The sequence below is a fragment of the Micromonospora sp. WMMC415 genome (assembly GCF_009707425.1).
Lineage (GTDB): Bacteria > Actinomycetota > Actinomycetes > Mycobacteriales > Micromonosporaceae > Micromonospora.
The window spans coordinates 5,931,543-5,949,687 of record NZ_CP046104.1; the positions used below are offsets into that span (position 1 = coordinate 5,931,543).

General features: G+C 73.2%; 12 protein-coding genes. 2 read left to right on the forward strand and 10 right to left on the reverse strand.

Features of this window, described 5'->3' with window-relative positions; all coding sequences use genetic code 11:
* Positions 1-41 precede the first annotated feature (41 nt).
* Positions 42-1,448, reverse strand: a complete 1,407-nt coding sequence (proS, locus tag GKC29_RS27780) for a proline--tRNA ligase (RefSeq protein WP_155333618.1) — start codon at positions 1,446-1,448, stop codon at positions 42-44.
* Between the two features lie 104 nt (positions 1,449-1,552).
* On the opposite strand from proS, the gene GKC29_RS27785 reads away from it, so the two are divergent.
* On the forward strand, positions 1,553-2,146 hold the full coding sequence (locus GKC29_RS27785; protein WP_155333619.1) for a TetR/AcrR family transcriptional regulator: 594 nt from the start codon (positions 1,553-1,555) through the stop codon (positions 2,144-2,146).
* Positions 2,147-2,155: 9 nt separating this feature from the next.
* Here the strand turns inward: GKC29_RS27785 and GKC29_RS27790 are convergent, their stop codons facing one another.
* The 8 genes from GKC29_RS27790 to ftsY form a co-directional block, all read right to left on the reverse strand.
* On the reverse strand, positions 2,156-3,235 hold the full coding sequence (locus GKC29_RS27790) for an amidohydrolase family protein (protein WP_155333620.1): 1,080 nt from the start codon (positions 3,233-3,235) through the stop codon (positions 2,156-2,158).
* A gap of 17 nt (positions 3,236-3,252) precedes the next feature.
* Positions 3,253-3,831 (reverse strand): Uma2 family endonuclease, encoded by a 579-nt coding sequence (locus tag GKC29_RS27795; RefSeq protein WP_155333621.1) that lies wholly within the window; start codon positions 3,829-3,831, stop codon positions 3,253-3,255.
* 68 nt (positions 3,832-3,899) lie between these two features.
* Positions 3,900-5,447: a signal recognition particle protein gene (gene ffh / locus GKC29_RS27800; RefSeq protein ID WP_155333622.1), complete on the reverse strand. Its 1,548-nt coding sequence runs from the start codon at positions 5,445-5,447 to the stop codon at positions 3,900-3,902.
* Between the two features lie 252 nt (positions 5,448-5,699).
* A complete protein-coding gene (locus tag GKC29_RS27805; RefSeq protein ID WP_155333623.1) occupies positions 5,700-8,084 on the reverse strand; it encodes a [protein-PII] uridylyltransferase in 2,385 nt (794 codons plus the stop codon).
* A gap of 13 nt (positions 8,085-8,097) precedes the next feature.
* Entirely contained in the window at positions 8,098-8,436 is a 339-nt protein-coding gene (locus tag GKC29_RS27810; RefSeq protein ID WP_196255956.1) for a P-II family nitrogen regulator, read from the reverse strand.
* 25 nt (positions 8,437-8,461) lie between these two features.
* A complete protein-coding gene (locus GKC29_RS27815; protein ID WP_155333625.1) occupies positions 8,462-9,874 on the reverse strand; it encodes an ammonium transporter in 1,413 nt (470 codons plus the stop codon).
* 293 nt (positions 9,875-10,167) lie between these two features.
* Positions 10,168-11,031, reverse strand: a complete 864-nt coding sequence (locus GKC29_RS27820; RefSeq protein ID WP_196255752.1) for an aminoglycoside phosphotransferase family protein — start codon at positions 11,029-11,031, stop codon at positions 10,168-10,170.
* Between the two features lie 7 nt (positions 11,032-11,038).
* Entirely contained in the window at positions 11,039-12,217 is a 1,179-nt protein-coding gene (gene ftsY, locus GKC29_RS27825) for a signal recognition particle-docking protein FtsY (protein WP_155333627.1), read from the reverse strand.
* 151 nt (positions 12,218-12,368) lie between these two features.
* Here ftsY and GKC29_RS27830 point away from each other — a divergent pair, with 151 nt between their 5' ends.
* Entirely contained in the window at positions 12,369-14,093 is a 1,725-nt protein-coding gene (locus GKC29_RS27830; RefSeq protein WP_155333628.1) for an alkaline phosphatase D family protein, read from the forward strand.
* Here GKC29_RS27830 and GKC29_RS27835 read toward each other — a convergent pair.
* The gene (locus tag GKC29_RS27835; protein WP_196255753.1) at positions 14,090-18,091 is read right to left on the reverse strand and encodes a CHAT domain-containing protein; all 4,002 of its coding nucleotides are present in this window, start codon (positions 18,089-18,091) and stop codon (positions 14,090-14,092) included. The genes GKC29_RS27830 and GKC29_RS27835 overlap by 4 nt on opposite strands.
* Positions 18,092-18,145: the final 54 nt, after the last annotated feature.

An 18,145-nucleotide genomic window follows, 5' to 3' on the forward strand; every position in this document is an offset into this window, starting at 1 on the left:
TCCTCTACCGCAGGCGTTAAGAGGGGGCCCTTCCTTACACCTCAGTAGGCGCGGGCCAGGATGGCGACCAGATCCGGCTCGTCCTCCGAGTCCGGCACCGAGCCGTCCGCGCGGACCAGGCAGCGCACGGTGACGCCCTGGGCGTTCGCCTCGGCCTCGCCCTGCGTGCCGACCGCCGACCACGGCACCCGGGCCCACCCGGTGGCGGCCGCCTCGATCGCCTCGGCGAGGGTCGACACCTCGCGGGTGCGGGTCTCCCGGTTGGCGAGCGCCTGGTCGTGGAGCACCTTCTGGTCGGCGTCGAGGGCCGCGAGCACCGCGCCGACCACGTCCGCCACCGGCACCGGGGACTTCGAGCCGTCCGTACGCCGCACCAGGACCGCGTTGCCGGCGGCCAGGTCGCGGGGGCCGACCTCGACGCGTACCGGATAGCCGCGCAGCTCGGCGTCGACGGCCCGGCGGCCGAACGGGGTGTCGGTGCGGTCGTCGAGCGCGACCCGGACACCGGCGTCGCGGAGGGCGTCGCGCAGCTTGGCCGCCGCCTCGCCGACCCCCTCACCGTCCTTGACGATCATGACGTACGCCTGCACCGGCGCGAGCTTCGGCGGCACCCGCAGGCCGTTGTCGTCGCCGTGGCACATGATCAGGCCACCGAGCATCCGGGTCGACGTGCCCCACGAGGTGGTCCAGGCGTGCTCCCGGCCGCCCTCGGCCGACGAGTAGCTGATGTCGAACGCCCTGGCGAAGTTCTGGCCCAGCTCGTGGCTGGTGCCCAGCTGGAGCGCCTTGCCGTCGCCCATCATGCCTTCGAGGGTGTACGTGGCGGTGGCGCCGGCGAACCGCTCCCGCGCGGTCTTCAGGCCCACCTGCACCGGGATGGCGAGGACGTTGACCATCAGGTCCTCGTACGCCTCGTGCAGGATCCGCCGGGCGTACGCCCGGGCGTCCTCGCGGGTCGCGTGTGCCGTGTGGCCCTCCTGCCAGAGGAACTCGCTGGTCCGCAGGAAGACCCGCGGGCGCAGCTCCCAGCGGACCACGTTCGCCCACTGGTTGAGCAGCAGCGGCAGGTCCCGGTACGAGTCGATCCACTTGGCCATGAACTCGCCGATGACCGTCTCGCTGGTGGGACGCACCACGACCGGCTCGGCGAGCTGCTTGCCGCCACCGTGGGTGACCACCGCCAGCTCGGGCGAGAAGCCCTCGACGTGCTCGGCCTCCCGCTTGAGGTAGCTCTCCGGGATGAAGAGCGGGAAGTACGCGTTCTCCGCGCCGGCCACCTTGATGCGGGCGTCCATCTCGGCCTGCATCCGCTCCCAGATGGCGTAGCCGGCCGGTCGGATCACCATGGTGCCCCGGACCGGGCCGTTGTCGGCCAGCTTCGCCTTGGCGATCAGGTCCTGGTACCAGCGGGGGAAGTCCTCCGCACGGGGAGTGAGCACGCGTGCCATGACCGCACATCCTATGCGCCGTCGGGCCGGTGGACGCCATCGGGCGGCCCGCGCCCCTCGCGGGTCGCCGCCGACCCGGAGGAAAGCCCTAGACTTCGACCATCATGGTTGACGTGCGGGAGGCCCGGTTGCGCGACGGCATCGTCGACGCGGCGCGGGCGCTGACGATCGCGACCGGCTGGGACGGCGTGCGGATGGGCGCCGTCGCCGCCACCGCGGGCGTGAGCCGGCAGACGGTCTACAACGAGTTCGGCACCAAGGCGGGGCTCGCCGAGGCGCTGGCCCGGCGCGAGGTGGACCGGTTCGTCTCCGAGGTCCGCGCGGCGCTGACCGCGCACGGCGACGACCTGCGTGCCGCCACGTACGCGGCCATCCGGCACACCCTCGCCTCGGCGGCGGACAACCCGCTGGTCAAGGCGATCCTCACCAGCTCGCGGGGCGGCTCCGAGGAGCTGCTGCCGTACCTCACCACCCGGAGTGACCTGGTGCTGGCCGAGGCGTCCGCGGCGCTGATCGAGTGGGCCGAGCGGCACCTGCCCGGCGCCGACCCGGCGGCCCTGGCCTTCGCCGCCGATTCCGTCGTGCGGCTGGTGATCAGTCACATCGTGCTGCCCCAGGCGCCGGTGGACGACACCGCCGAGGCGCTCACCCGCCTCGCCGTCCGACTGTTCGGCGCCGCCGTCGCACCGTCGTCCTGACGGGAGCGGTCAGCGCAGCACGTGGCCGCGGAGGACGATCCGGGCGGGGGTACGGACGACGCGCAGGTCGCGGCGCGGGTCCTCGGAGTAGACGACCAGGTCCGCCAGGCCCCCCTCGACCAGACCGGGGAACCCGAGCCACTCGCGGGCGCCCCACGAGGCGGCGGCGAGGACGTCCACCGCGGACATGCCGGCCCGTTCGTGCAGCAGCAGCATCTCGTCGGCGGCGAGGCCGTGGTCGATGCCGCCGCCGGCGTCCGTGCCCACGTAGATCGGCACGCCCGCCTCGTACGCTGCGCGCACCACCTCGGGGAAGCGGTCCCGCAGGGCGAGCATGTGGTCGGCGTACCCGGGGAACTTCGCGCGGGCCTGGTCGGCGATCCCGCCGAAGGTCTGAATGTTGATCATCGTGGGCACGAGCGCGGTGCCCTGCCGGGCCATCAGGTCGATCAGGTCCAGGCTGAGGCCCGTGCCGTGCTCCACCGAGTCCACCCCGGCGCGCACCATGATCTCGACGGCCGACTCGGAGAAGGTGTGCACCGCGGCGCGTACCCCGGCGGCGTGCGCGGCCTCGACCGCCGCGGTCATGGTGTCCGCGTCCCAGGCCGGCGCCAGGTCACCCACCCCGCGGTCGATCCAGTCGCCGACCAGCTTGACCCAGCCGTTCCCGGCCCGCGCCTGCTCGGCGACCGTCGCGGCCACCTCCGCCGCGCCGACCTCCACGCCGATGTCGCGCAGGTACCGCTTCGGCGGCGCGATGTGCCGGCCCGCCCGCGCCAGTCGCGGCAGGTCCGGCTCGTCCTCCAGCTCGGGGTACGGGTACGGGGACCCGGCGTCGCGGATGGCGAGCACCCCGGCGTCCCGGTCGGTGCGGGCCAGCTCGCGGGCGTGGTCGAGCGAGGTGATCGGGGCGCCGCCGCGGGCGATGCCGATGTGGCAGTGCGCGTCGGTCAGGCCGGGCAGCACGTAGCCGCCGTCGACGACCGTCTCCGCCCCGGGCACGGGGTCGAAGGTGACCCGGTCACCGACCAGCCAGAGATCCCGAACCTCGTCGTCGGGGAGGAGCACACCGCGTACGTGCAGAGCCATACGCTAGTCCTACCCGATCACTCCCCGTCGGGGGCGAGCAGGGCGTCGCGGCGGGCGGTGAGGGCCGGCAGGTCGACCGAGACCTTCCACGGCCGCTCGGTGACGAACAAATCCTCGGTGTGGGCGACCTGCTCGTACTCCCGGGTCGCGCCGAGCGCGTACTCGGTCAGCGTGACGCGCTCCTGGAGCGGGTCGACCACCCAGTACGACCGGATGCCGGCGTGGGCGTAGACCTTCGCCTTGTCGTACATGTCCCGGAAGGTGCTGGTCGGGAAGACCACCTCGACGGCGAGCAGCGCGTCCTCGACCGGGACGGGCGACCGGTTGGCGTGTTCCCGGCGGATGGCCACGACGTCGGGCCGGGGCTCGTTGCGCCGGTCGACCCGCATCGACAGGTCGATGCTGACCAGGTAGTCCGGCGGGCAGTTGGTTCGGAGGGCGAGCAGCAGCTCAACACACAGCTCCTGGTGCACGGCGGTGGGCGACGGCACGATCAACCTTCCGTTGATCAGTTCGTACGGAAGGTCCTTCGGCAGGTCACCGAGGTCGTCGACCGTCCACTCGTGCCGCTCGGGCAGGATCGGGGCCGCGGTCATGACTCCTCCTTCCAAGGGGCGACGGTCACCCTAAGCGCTGATCACGTCGCCCGCCGTCACCGACACGCTCAGCCGGGGCGCTTGTCCCCCTTGCCGAGCTTGTTGAAGTCGATCTTCGGAAGCTTGAAGCCCGGCGGCAGGCCCTGTCCGGCCAGGTCGTCCGGGCCCATGCCCGGGGGGAGCTGCGGCATGCCACCCGGGAAGCCGCCCGGCATCCCCGCGCCGGTACGCGGCCGGCCGCCACCGCCCTTCGTGCCCTTGCGCTTGTTCTTCGGCGACTTGGTCGCCTTCCGGCGACCACCCGGCAGGCCCATCATGCCGCCCATCTGCTTCATCATCTTCTGCGCGTCGGCGAAGCGGTTGAGCAGCTGGTTGACGTCCATCACGGTGACGCCGGAGCCGTTGGCGATCCGGGCCCGCCGCGAGCCGTTGATGATCTTCGGGTTGGTGCGCTCGGCCGGGGTCATCGACCGGATGATCGCGGTCACCCGGTCGAAGTGCTTGTCGTCCAGCTCGGCGAGCTGGTCCTTCATCTGCCCCATGCCGGGCATCATCGCCAGCACGTTGGCGATCGGCCCCATCCGCCGGACGGCGATGAGCTGGTCGAGGAAGTCCTCCAGGGTGAACTGTTCGCCGCCCATCAGCTTGGCGGTCATCTTCTCCTTCTGATCGGTGTCGAAGGCCTGTTCGGCCTGCTCGATCAGAGTGAGGACGTCGCCCATGCCGAGGATCCGGCTGGCCATCCGGTCGGGGTGGAAGACGTCGAAGTCCTCCAGCTTCTCGCCGGTGGAGGCGAAGAGGATCGGCTGCCCGGTGACCTCCCGGACCGACAGCGCGGCACCACCACGGGCGTCGCCGTCGAGCTTGGAGAGGACCACACCGGTGATGCCCACGCCGTCGCGGAACGCCTCGGCGGTGCGCACGGCGTCCTGACCGACCATCGCGTCGATGACGAAGATGACCTCGTCCGGGTCGACCGCGTCGCGGATGTCGGCGGCCTGCTGCATCATCTCGGCGTCGATACCGAGCCGGCCGGCCGTGTCGACGACGACGATGTCGCGGGCGGCCCGCTTCGCGTGCTCGATCGAGGCCCGCGCCACCTGCACCGGGTCGCCGACGCCGTTGCCGGGCTCCGGGGCGTACACCTCGACGCCGGCGCGACCACCGAGCACCTGGAGCTGCCCGACGGCGTTGGGGCGCTGCAGGTCGGCGGCGACCAGCAGCGGCTGGTGACCCTGGGCCTTGAGCCAGCGGGCGAGCTTGCCGGCGAGGGTGGTCTTACCGGAGCCCTGGAGGCCGGCGAGCATGATCACGGTCGGCGGCTGCTTGGCGAACTGGAGCCGCCGCCCCTCGCCGCCGAGGACGGTGATCAGCTCCTCGTTGACGATCTTGATGATCTGCTGGGCCGGGTTGAGCGCCTGGGAGACCTCCGCGCCGCGGGCCCGCTCCTTGACGTTCGCGATGAAGCCCTTGACCACCGGCAGCGCGACGTCGGCCTCCAGCAGCGCGAGGCGGATCTCGCGCGCGGTGGCGTCGATGTCGGCGTCGGTGAGCCGACCCTTGCCGCGGAGCTTGGTGAAGATCCCGGACAGGCGGTCACTCAAGGTGTCAAACACGCGAACATCCCGTTTGTCAGTGTTCCGGCGGGCACAAACCTGGCCGGGCGAGCCGTCCGGCCACCGCTAGGGTATCCGCCCCGCCGGCCCCCTGCTCCGCCCGCGCCCCGCCCCGGCCGCCACCGCGCCCCTAGCGCCCCTCGCGCGCCGCGCCGACGCCGAGCTCCGGGCAACGTCCCGGAAGATGCTGCCTCGACACGGCGGGAGGCGGCAGCTTCCCCGACGTTGCGCGGATCATGACGGCCCTCCGGCTCACACCGCCGCCAGGACGGCCGCTTCCACCTCGGCTCGGGTGGCGGCGTCGGGCCAGCCGCCGACCAGGTAGAAGGCGTCCACGACGTCCGCGCCCAGGGTGGAGATCCGGGCCGCCCGCACCTGGGCGCCGGTCTCGTCCAGCGCGCCGGTGACCCGGTAGAGCAGCCCGGCGGCGTCGGCCGCCCGCAGCTCCAGCACCACCGCGTCGGTGGCCGCCTCGCGGTGCCACACGACCCGCGGTGCGGCCCCCTCGCTCCGGGCGGCGAGCGCCCGCCCCCGCAGCCGCTGGGTGACCGACACGTCCCCGGCGACCGCCCGCCGCAGGTCGGCGGCGAGCGCGATCGGGTCCGGCGCGAGGCCGTAGCGGGGCTGGACCCGGAACTCGACCAGCGCGCGCCCGTCGACCGTCGAGGCGTCCGCGGAGATCACGTCGAGCCGGTGCAGGGCCAGGCAGCCGGCCACCGTCGCGAGCAGGCCCCGCCGGTCCGCCGCGGCCACCGCCACCCGGTCCCCGGTCAGGTGTACGACCGGCAGCGGGCCCGCCACCAGCGCCGGGTCCGGGGCGGGCGGCTCCGGCAGCACGCCGGTGTCCAGCGTGGTGCGGACCCGGGCGACCAGTTCGGCGATGAGCCGCCCCTTCCAGTCCGACCAGGCGGCCGGCCCGGTGGCCACCGCGTCGGCCCGCACCAGCGCGTGCAGCAGGTCGAGGGTGGTCGTGTCGCCGACCTTCGCCGCGACACCGGCGATGGTCTTCGGGTCCGCGAGGTCCCGCCGGGTGGCCACGTCGGGCAGGAGCAGGTGCAGCCGGACCAGCGAGCCGATCAGCGCCACCTCGTGCTCGGGCAGGCCGATCCGGGCGGCGACCGCCTCGGCGACCGGCGCGCCGACCACACTGTGATCCCCCGACAGGCCCTTGCCGACGTCGTGCAGCAGCGCGCCGAGCAGCAGCAGGTCCGGCCGGTCGACCTCGCGGGTGTGCCGGCTCGCCTCGTACGCGGTCTGCACCAGGTGCCGGTCGAGGGTGAACCGGTGCACGGGGTTGTGCTGCGGCCGGCTCCGCAACCGGGTCCACTCCGGGAGCCAGCCGTCGACCAGTCCGTACCGGTCGCAGGTCTCCCACGCCGTCACCAGGCCGGGGCCGGCCCCGAGCAGCGTGATCAGGGCGGCGCGCGCCTCGGCGGGCCACGGGGTCGGCAGCGGCGGGCAGTACGCGGCGAGCCACTCACAGGTGGCCCGGGCGATCGGCAGCCGGGTGGCGGCCGCGGCGGCGGCGACCCGCAGCGACAGGCTCGGGTCCGGGCGTGCCCCGATCGCGGCGCGCGCCAGCACCAGCTCGCCGTCGTGCTCCACCACGTCCCGGGCGACCGGCCGGCGGACCGGGCGGCCGTCGGCGCCGCGGCGGCGACCGGCGTGCAGCCGGTCGGCGGCCCGGAAGGCGTCGTCGAGGGCGTGGCGGACCGTGCGGGCGTCGCCGGCGACCCGGCGCAACAGGGCGTCACCGTCGCCGATCACGGCTTCCCCGCCCGGCTCGGCGTCGGACCCGCCGCCCTCGCCCGCTCGCCCGACGACTCGCGGTCGCTGCGCGGCGTCCGACGCATCGGGCTGCGGCTGGCGCAGCCCCAGCAGGGCGGCGACCCCGTCGCGTTCCTGGGCGACGAGCCGGTCGACGCGGCGGCCGACCTGCGTGTGAAGGGCGTCGCGGGTGTCCAGCAGACGCAGGTGGGCGGCGCGGACCGCGGGGCGCAGCGCGTCGGTGATGCCGGCGATCGCGACCGCCCGGAGGATGCCCACGTCCCGCAGCCCGCCGGCGGCCTCCTTCAGGTCGCCCTCCAGGAGGAACGCGAGCTCCCCGTGGGTCTCCCAGCGGGCGGCGGTGATCTCCCGCAGCCCGGGCAGCTGCCGGACGGCAGTGCGCCGCCAGTGGTCGGTGGCGGTGCGGGTGAGCTGCGCGGCGAGTGCCTCGTCGCCCGCGACGAAGCGGGCGTCGAGCAGCCCGAGGGCCACCTTGACGTCGTCCTGGGCCACCGAGAGCGCCTCGGCGACCGTCCGCACCGAGTGGTCGAGCCGCAGCCCGGCGTCCCAGACCGGGTACCAGATGCCGGCGGCCAGGTCGTCCACGCCGGGCACCCCGGCGTGGAGCAGCAGCAGGTCGAGGTCCCCGTACGGGGCGCACTGCCGCCGCCCGAGCCCGCCGACGGCGACGAGGGCGACGCCGTCCCGGGCCGGTAGCAGTCCCCGCAGCCAGGCGTCGTACGCGTCGGCGCGGCCGGCCCGGGCGGTGGCTCCGATCCCGGCGGGAACGCCGACGACCTCGTCGACCACACCGCGCGCGTCGCCGTTGCCGGGGTGTCCCGACGCGGTGGTGGTGGTCGACGAGGTCATCGAGCGGTGTCTCCTACAGGGCGTCGAGGCCGCGCTCGCCGGTGCGGACCCGGACGACCTCCTCGACCGCGGTGACCCACACCTTGCCGTCGCCGATCTTGCCGGTCCGGGCGGCGGCCACGATCGCGTCGACGATCTTCTCGACGTCGATCTCGTCGGTGAGCACCTCGACCTTGATCTTCGGCAGGAACTCGACCGTGTACTCGGCACCCCGGTAGACCTCGGTGTGCCCCTTCTGCCGGCCGTAGCCCTGGACCTCGCTGACGGTCAGGCCGGCCACGCCCAGGGCGTGCAGGGCCTCCTTCACCGCGTCCAGCTGGTACGGCTTGATGACCGCGGTCACCAGCTTCATGTCCAACCCCTCCATCCCAGGAACGTTAACCGGCGACCTTCTCGTTGACCGGCTCGGTGGCCGGCTCGGTGCTGGGCCCGGCGGTCTCCGCCGCCGGCTTCCCGCCGGACAGGCCGGCCATCGCGAACGCGCCTCCGCTGCCGCCACCGGCGGGCGACAGGTCGTAGCCGCTCTCCGCGTGCTCGGTGATGTCCACGCCCTGGACCTCGGCCTCGGCGGCGACCCGGAAGCCCATGGTCTTCTCGATCGCGAAGGCGAGCACCCAGGCCACGGCGAACGACCAGGCGGTGACGATCAGGCCCGCCAGGGCCTGCCGGCCGAGCTGGGTCACCCCGCCGCCGTAGAAGAGGCCGTCGGAGGCGCCCACCACGTCGGTGATCGCGGCGTTGACCGAGTTGGTGGCGAAGAGGCCGAGCCAGAGCGAGCCGATCCAGCCACCGACGAAGTGCACACCCACCACGTCGAGCGAGTCGTCGTAGCCGAGCTTGTACTTGAGGCTGACCGCCAGGGCGCAGACCGCGCCGGCCACGAGGCCGAGCAGGACCGCCGCCCAGGGGGCGATGAAGCCACAGGCCGGGGTGATCGCGACCAGACCGGCGATCGCGCCGGAGGAGGCACCGACCATGGTCGGCTTCGTGTCCTTGATCCACTCGACCACGATCCAGCCGAGCACCGCGGCCGCGGTGGCGAGCTGGGTGTTGATGAAGGCGAGGCCGGCCACCGAGTCGACGGTCAACTCGGAGCCCGCGTTGAACCCGAACCAGCCGAACCAGAGCAGGCCGGCGCCGAGCGCGACCAGCGGGATGTTGTGCGGCTTCATGCCCTCGCGCGGCCAGCCCAGCCGCTTGCCGAGGACCAGCGCGACGGCCAGCGCGGCGGCGCCGGCGTTGATGTGCACGGCGGTGCCGCCGGCGAAGTCCAGCGCGTGGATGTCACCGCCGATGATGCCGCCGCCCCACACCCAGTGGGCCACCGGGAAGTAGACCAGCGTCGCCCAGCCGAACGCGAACAGCAGCCAGCCGCCGAACTTGGCCCGGTCGGAGATGGCGCCGCTGATGAGCGCCACGGTGATCACCGCGAAGACCATCTGGAACGCCATGAAGACGTACAGCGGCACGCCGATGCCGCTCGGGTTCTCCGCCGTCGCGCCCCAGAGGTCGGTCTCGGCGAGGAACGTCTTGGTGCCGAGGTACGCGGTCGGGTCGCCCCAGAACCCGTTGACATCGCTACCGAAGGCGATGCTGAAACCGTAAAACCACCACAGAACGGAGATGAGCCCGATCGCGGAGAAGCTCATCATCATCATGTTCAAAACGCCCTTGGCCCGGTTGAGGCCGCCGTAGAACAGCGCCAGGCCGGGAGTCATGAGCAGCACGAGCGCCGTCGAAACCAGCAGCCACGTGGTGTTGGCGCCATCGATCGTCGGTGCTTCAGGCACGCTGGCCTCCTAAAGGTGAAGTTCCCTCCTTCACGGCGTGCGGGGCAGCGTCGCCCGTCCACCGGTTGCGCGGAAGCCTTGCCGCTCCCTGTTTCCTTCAGCGTCACCCGCCGATTTCCGGACGGTGACGGCTTGTTTCGGACGTGTGAAGAAACGCGCACAACCCCCGGCCCGGGTCCGGGGGGAGGTGCTCCCGGGTCCGGACCCGGGTGACCGCACGCCCGGACCGGAACGGCGCACACGAGCGCCGGGCCCGTGAGCGGGTCCGGCTACCGCCCGGAATGCCCGGTTTCCTAGTGCAGGGCCGCCTCCAAGGCCTGCCGCTCGTAGTCGAGCAGCCGCAGGTCCCGCATCGGCCGGCGCAGGTGCCCCTTGTGCACGATCCGCACGAACGCCGGCTCCCCGGCGGCGGCCATCCGCCGGATCCCCTCCACGTGGTCGACGATCCGCTTCCGGATGGTGCGGATCAGCCGGTGCCGGTCACGCGGGATGAGCCCGTACGCGTCGGCGAAGAGCCGCAGGCGGCGCGGCCGGTCGGGGCGCCGCCACCCGAGGGTGATCGAGTCGCGGTCGGAGAAGATCGGCACCCAGGTCCACGCCGCGTACGCCACGTCGTAGATGCGCGCGCCGGGCGAGGCGAGGTCGAAGTCGATCAGCCCGAGGGTGCCGTCCGGACGCCAGATGACGTTGTGCGGGGCGGCGTCGTGGTGGCAGATCACCTCGGTGTCCGGCGGCGGGGGCCCGAACGAGCGCCACACCGCCCCCTGCGGGGGCACGAAGCCGTACTGCGCGTCGTGGAACATGCGCAGCATCGTCGCCACCGTCACCAGCGCCTCGTCGGTGACCCAGTGCGGGGCCAGCGGGTACTCCCCGCACTCCCCCTCCAGGTACGACAGCACCTCCCGGTTGCGCTCGTCCATGCCGAGCGCGCGGGGGGCACCGGTGAAGCCCACGTACTCCAGGTGCCGCAGCAGAGCGTGCACCGAGGGGGTCCACGGGCCGGCGTTGCGCCGCACCGTGTCCCCGACCCGGACCACGGTGCTGACGTTCCCGCCGTGCAGCGGGATCTCCTGCGAAGTCACGTACGGTCTCCCGAGGCGGGGCGCCGGGTGGTCGGGGTCGCGCCACCCGACGTAGGCGCGATCGTCGGTCGTCACTGCGAGATTACGCGTCCCGTCCGGGGGCCTCGGTGCCCAGCAAAGCGTCGACGAACTGCACGGCGTCGAACGGCGCCAGGTCGTCCTTGCCCTCGCCCAGCCCGACCAGCTTCACCGGGATGCCCAGCTTGCGCTGCACGGCGATCACGATGCCGCCCTTGGCGGTGCCGTCGAGCTTGGTCAGCGCGACACCCGTCACGTTGACCGCCTCGGTGAAGACCCGCGCCTGCTCCAGCCCGTTCTGCCCGGTGGTGGCGTCGAGGATCAGCAACGTCTCGTCGATCGGGCCGTGCTTCTCCACCACCCGCTTGACCTTGCCCAGCTCGTCCATCAGGCCGACCTTGTTCTGCAGGCGGCCGGCGGTGTCGATCAGCACGGTGTCCACGCCGGTCTCGATGCCGCGCTTGACCGCGTCGAAGGCCACGCTGGCCGGGTCGGCCCCCTCCGGGCCGCGGACCGTCTCGGCGCCCACCCGCCCGGCCCAGGTCTCCAGTTGGTCGGCGGCGGCGGCGCGGAACGTGTCCGCCGCGCCGAGGATCACGCTGCGACCGTCCGCCACCAGGACCCGGGCGATCTTGCCGCAGGTGGTGGTCTTGCCGGCGCCGTTGACGCCGACGACCAGCAGCACGGCGGGCACCCCGTCCTTCGGCGCGGTGTTCAGGGACCGGTCCAGGCCCGGGTCCAGAGCGTTCACCAGCTCGGCGGCGAGCAACGCCCGCAGCTCGCCGGCGGACCGGGTGCCGAGGACCCGGGTGCGCTCCCGCAGCCGGTCGACGATGTCCCGGGTGGCGTCGATGCCGACGTCCGCGGTGATCAGGCTGTCCTCGATCTCCTCCCAGGTGTCCTCGTCGAGGCGGTCGCGGCTGAGCAGGCCGAGCAGCCCCTTGCCGAAGACGTTCTGCGAGCGGGACAGCCGGGACCGCAGCCGGACCAGCCGGCCGGCGGTCGGCTCGGGCACCTCCAGCGGGGGCGCCTCGATCACCGGCGGCTCGACCAGGATGCCGGTGGACACCTCCGCCTCCGGCGCCATGACGGGCGGCCCGGCGAGATCCTCCTCGGCGCGGGTCTCGACCTCTCTCGGCAGCGGCGGCTCGGGGCGCCGGCGCAGCTTCGGCACCACCAGCCCGAGGGCACCGAGGATCAGCACGCCGAGCAGAGCGAGTGCGATGAGGACGTATTCCGTCATGCCGAAATCCTGTCAGACGACGGCCACGGCGTCTTCACCACCGCACCCTCCGGCGCGCTCGGATCCGGCGGTACGCTCGGTGGCAGCCAGCAGTGGTGCGACCGCCGGCCGGGTAGTAAAGGATGAAGCTCGCTCACCTCGGAGGTCCGCCATGCCCGCCGCACATCTGCTCGTCGGTCCGCTGCTGCGGCGGGTCGTCGACACGCGGGCCACGATCTGGGTGGAGACCAGCGGGCCCGCGGTGGTCACCGTCCGCACGGCCGACGGCGCCACCGGCACGGCACCCACCTTCTCGGCGTACGACCACCACTACGCGCTCGTCGTGGTGTCCGGTCTCACGCCGGCCGCCGCGACCACCTACGAGGTGCTGATCGACGGCGAGGTCGCCTGGCCGGAGCCGCGCGGCCAGTTCCCGCCCAGCGTGATCCGCACCCGCCCCGCCGACGACCACGACCAGCCGGTCCGCCTGCTCTTCGGCTCCTGCCGGGAGACCACGCAGCACGCCACCGCGCGGCGGCTGCCACCGGACGCGCTCGACGCGTACGCCCGCCGGCTGGCGGCCGACTTCGACCCGGCGGCCCTGCCGGACCTGCTGGTGCTTCTCGGCGACCAGGTGTACGCGGACGAGACCTCGCCGACGGTGAAGCGGCTGCTCAAGCGGCGCCGCCGGCGGCCGAAGGGCGCGCCGGCCGACCAGGTGGTGAGCTTCGACGAGTACACGAAGCTCTACCTGGAGTCGTGGCGCGACCCGGAGATCCGCTGGCTCCTCTCGACCGTGCCCAGCGTGATGGTCTTCGACGACCACGAGATCATCGACGACTGGAACACCTCGGCCGCCTGGCGGGCCGACGCCCGCGCCCAGCCGTGGTGGGCGGAGCGGATCGGCAGCGGGCTGGCGTCGTACTGGGTCTACCAGCACCTCGGCAACCTGTCCCCGGACGAGATCGCCGCCGACCCGGTGTACGCGAAGGTGACCGCCGCCGAGGACGCCACCGGCGTGCTGCGCGAGTTCGGTCACCGGGTCGACCAGGAGTCCGATCTCGCGCACGACACCGAGCGCTGGCGGGCCGCGCAGTACCAGTGGAGCTACGCGCTGGACCTGGGGCGGACGCGGCTGGTCATGCTCGACAACCGGTGCAGCCGGGTGCTGGACCGGGGCCAGCGGGCGATGCTGCCGCCGGGCGAGTGGTCGTGGTTCGTCGACCAGGCCCACGGCACGTACGACCACCTGGTGGTGGGGGCCTCGCTGCCCTGGCTGCTCCCCCCGGGCATCCACCACGTGGAGGCGTGGAACGAGAAGCTCGCCGACTCCCGCCGAGGCTGGGTCGCGGCCTTCGCCGAGAAGCTGCGCCGCGGCCTCGACCTGGAGCACTGGGCGGCGTTCCGCCGGTCGTTCGAGGCGCTCGGCGCGCTGTTCGCCCGGATCGGCAGCGGCACGCCGGCCGAGCCCGGTGCGCGGGTGGGCGCCGGGCCCGCGTACGCGCCGCCGGCCTCGATCAGCGTGCTCGGCGGGGACGTGCACCACTCGTACGTGGCCCGGGCCCGCTTCGACGACCCGGACGTGGTCACCCCGGTCCACCAGCTCACCTGCTCCCCCATCCACAACCAGGTGCCGGCGGGGTTGCGCCCGCTGATGCGGCTCGGCTGGTCGCCGGGTCCGTCCGGGGCCACCCGGGCCCTGGCCCGGACCGCCGGGGTGCGCCGCCCGTCGGTGCGCTGGAAGAAGCTGGCCGGCCCGTACTTCGGCAACGCGGTGGCCACCCTTGAGCACGACGGCCGCACGGCGCAGGTGACCATCGAGGGCACCACCAGCGACGGCCACCTGCGCCGGGTGATGCACCACCGGCTCACCCCGGAGGCACCGGACCGGCGCTAGGCCGCCGGCTCGGCGGGCGGGGCGGCCACCGCGGCGAGGATGGCGCGGACGATCGCGCTGTCGATCTCGTCCAGCCCGTCGAGGAGGCGTTCCTCGTCGCGCTCGCCGTCGATGATCCGCCGGATCGTCGCGGCGAGCACCGCCCAGTCCACGCTGCCGCCCAGGTCGTCGAGGAGGGGCTGCAACGCGTCGGCGGCCGTCCGGTCACCACGGGCCGCCGCGACCACCACCGGAATGCGTGGTGCCCATCGCTCGAGGTGGGCGGTGGCAGAGTCGTCGGCGGGTAGGGCGCGGACCGCCTCACCGACCTCACGAACGAGGGTGGCTCGGCGCTGCGGATCGGGAGCGAGGTCGGCGAGGACCGCACCGAACCGCGCACCGGGCACGCTCTCCACTCGACTGATCAGCTCCGCGAGGTCCGCCGGGAGCGCCGCGTCGCCGAACCGACGGAGGTCGCGGGCGAGCGCCCGCAGACCGTCCTGGAATCGGGCCGACCGGCCGCTGAGCAGGTAGAGCAACACGGCGGCGAGCCGGTGCGCCACAGCCTCCATGGGCGGGTGCTGGGCTCGAAGGAGGTAGTTCGCAAGGTTGTGGTGGCTGACCGCCAGGCTGCCCGGCTCAGGCAGCAGGTAGGTGTACCGCATCGCCGCGCGTCCGAGTGTCACGGCCTCGGCGGGGCGGTCGCGCTCGTCTTCGAGGTCGGCACGGGCACCGAACACATGTCCCAGTAGGTGGACGTCTCCGACCGCCTCGAAAACCGTCTGGCAGCGGAGCAGCACCCGTTCGGCCTCCGCCAACTCACCGCGCTGGAGCAGTGGTCGGTAGTCGTTGAACTCCATCCGAGCGAGCTCGTAGGCATGCGCTCCACGCTCACGCTTGCTGGCCAGTAGCCGCTGTTGGTAGTCGAGAGCCTGGGTCCATTCCGACAGGCCGCGGGCCGCCTGCGCGGCGACGTCCAGGGCGGTCTCACGGACGTTGTACGGATACACCTGCTCGGTGTGGTCCACGTCGTGGGGAAGCGTGTCGAGCCGAGCCAGCAGCGCGTCGACCTGTTCGAGGACCTCCCGGTCGCGGCCCATCTGAACGAGAATCTGCAATCGCTGCACCTCGCCCGACGCCCGGGTCCAGGGGCCGAGTCCGGCGATCCGGGCAGAATCTGCGCTTTCTGTCGCTGTTGCCAGCGCCGCGGAGAGCTCACCGGTGGTCCGCAGGAGGTTCGCCAGATGACTGCCGATCCCGGAGGCAAGGTCGTGCCTGCCGCTCCCCCTGGCCGCGTCGATCGCCCGCCGTAGCCCGGCCTGGCCGGCGGCCGGGTCGATCCGGGCCAGCACGCGAGCGTGTAGGGCCTCGTCGATCGGCCGTCGCTCCGGATCGGTCTCACCATCCAGGATCTGCCGCAGGTAGCCGAGCGCCTGCCGGGTCGTCGCCGGCGAGGCATCGCGCATGGCCGCTTCCTCGACCAGGACCGACGCCTGCGACCAGCGCTGCTGGTGCAGCAGGTACGGGGCGGCGGCCAGCCCGGCACGCACCACGAGACGGCTGGTGGGCTCGCCCCGGCTCTCGAGCCGCTGCGCCTCCAGGGAGACACTGGCCCAGACCTCGGCCAGCAGGTTGTCCACGGTGGTACGCAGCTCCGGGCCGGCGCCGGCTCGGATCGCTTCGGCCACGCCCGGGTGGAGCCGGAACTCGACCGGCCCGTCGGGTTCTTTCGACTCGGTGACCTCGGCCGCTACGAGCGCCGCGTCGGTCAGGGCCGACAGCGCGTCGTCGAACGGCGGCGCGGTCCCGCCGTGCCACTGGTCCCAGAACGCCTGCCAGACCGGCTCGATCACGTGGTACCAACGGTCGTCGTCCTCCAGCAGCGCCAGCAGCTCGACGAGGGTGCGGGCGGGCGCCGGCAGACCGGCGACCGCCGCGGTGGTCCAGGCGCCGAGCAGGTTGAGGTACTCCTCCCCGTCGAGCGCGCTGGTGCCGGTGCGGAAGAACGCGGCCGTGGGTGCGTCCCGGCCGGCGGCCGACGCGGCGTCCAGGCGGGCGGCCAGAGCGTCCGGGTCGGTCGCCTCCGCGTCGGCGAGCTCGAGCAGCTTCGGGTGCCCCTGAACCACGGCGAGTACCCGCCGAGCCAGTTCCCGGTCGGCGGCGACGTCGGCGGCGGAGCGTACCGCCGAGGGCTCGTCGTGCAGCAGCCGGCCGAGGTTCGGCAGTTCCTTGGCGAGCAGCACCGACTCGGCCAGCGAGAGCGCGTGGACCGGCAGGGTCAGCAGCGAGCGGGCGTCCAGCCCGGCCGGAACCACCCGGCTGGTGAGGACGACCCGGGAGAGGCCCCCGTGCCCGAGCAGCGTCTCGATCAAGGGCTCCCAGAGCGGGTCGCGCCAGGTCCGGGCGTCCGACAGCAGCGTCTCGATGTTGTCCAGCACCAGCAACAGCGCGTTGTCGCGGAGCACCGCCCGCAGGCGGGGCAGGAAGCGGCGCAGCTCGGCCTCGCTCCCCACCGCCTGCATCATGGTGAGCCCGTGGTGGCCGAGTTGCCCCTCCCAGGCGTGCGCGAGGCTGCTCAGTGCCTGGCCGAACTCGTCGGGTTGGCTCGGTGCCTCCCACCAGGCCAGGGCGGCGAACCGGTCCTGGTGCTGGTAGGCCAACTCCAGCGCGCAGGAGGTCTTGCCGGCGCCAGCCATGCCGTGGAACAGCACTCCGGTCCGGCCACTGCGCGGAGCGAGCGCACCGCTCGCCGAGATCAACGCCGGGGTACGACCGACGAACCGTTCGGGCTCCTCCCGGAATCCGACCATCCGCTCCGCGTACGGGTTGAGGTCCACCGAACCGGGCGGCGGGGCGAGGTGCATCCCGGCGGCCGTGCCGCCGAACAGCGCCGGGGTGCCGACGGAGAGCGGCGGCCGATCGACGGACGGGGTCTGTCCGGCGGCCCGGGGGATCGCGATGGCTGCCGCCCGGTCGACCGGCTGCCCCGAGCCGAGCAGTCGAGGGTACAGCTCCCGGGTCAGCTCGACCGCGAACGGGTCGGCCACCGGATAGCGCATGGCCAGCACCGCGACCCCGAGTTCGGTGACCAGACCGCGGGCGAGGCCGACCGACGCTCGACCGATCGCCACCCCGCCGTCCGTCGGGCCGTCGCCCGACTCCTCCAACTGGTCCGCCGCGTCGTCCAGGCGCAGGTTACGGAGGGTGCTGGCGGCCAGGTCCGCTCCCGAGTTGCAGGCGGAGAGCACGGCGAACTTGAGCCGGTCCCGGGCCGGGCGGAGCAGCTTGATGAGATCGTCGGTGCCGACCTCGTCCGGGCTGCCGTCCGGATTCTCCAGCAGCAGCGTGCCGCGCGCCCCGTGACCGGAGACGTGCAGGACGTCCCAACCCGGATACTCCTCGGCCGTCTCCGCCAGCCGGTCCCGGGTCACGCCGTACTGGAGCACCCGCAGCTCGATCGCCTTGCGGGAGCGGCTGGCGATCTCCCGGACCGTGCGGACCAGTTCGTAGCGCTCCCGGCGGAGGGCGAGCACCGAGGATCGGGCGGGCATCGAGAACAGCGCCAGGATCCGCAGGCGGTCGCCGACCGGCTGCTTGCGTACCGGCGCCGCTGACGTGTCGCTTCCCGGCAGCTCGAAGACCAGGGCCACGTCACGGCGGGCCAGGGCACGACCGTCCACCTCGGCCAGTTCGAGCGGTCGGGTGAGCAGGAAGTCGCCCTCCGGCGGGACCAGCACCCGGACCGTCCCGGCGAGCCGCCGGCCGATGTGCTCGCCGAGCACCTCGGACCCGATCCACCTGCCGACCCGGGTGACTATCGCGGCTTCGCTGCCCAGGCGGTCGTCCGGAAGCCGGTTGCGACGCAGGTACCCGTCCAGGTCGGTGAAGGCCTCGAACTCCGTGCCGTGTGGATCGACGTCGACCTGGTGGTCGGCGAGCGTCCGGCCGGTGTCGTCCGTCAGGAGCCAGCGCCATCGGGCCGGCCCGGTCACCTCGACCGCACGCAGGGTGAGCGGCATGCCGACAGGCCCTCCCCGACGTCGACGAACGGGAGCTTTCATGTCCTAGCATGC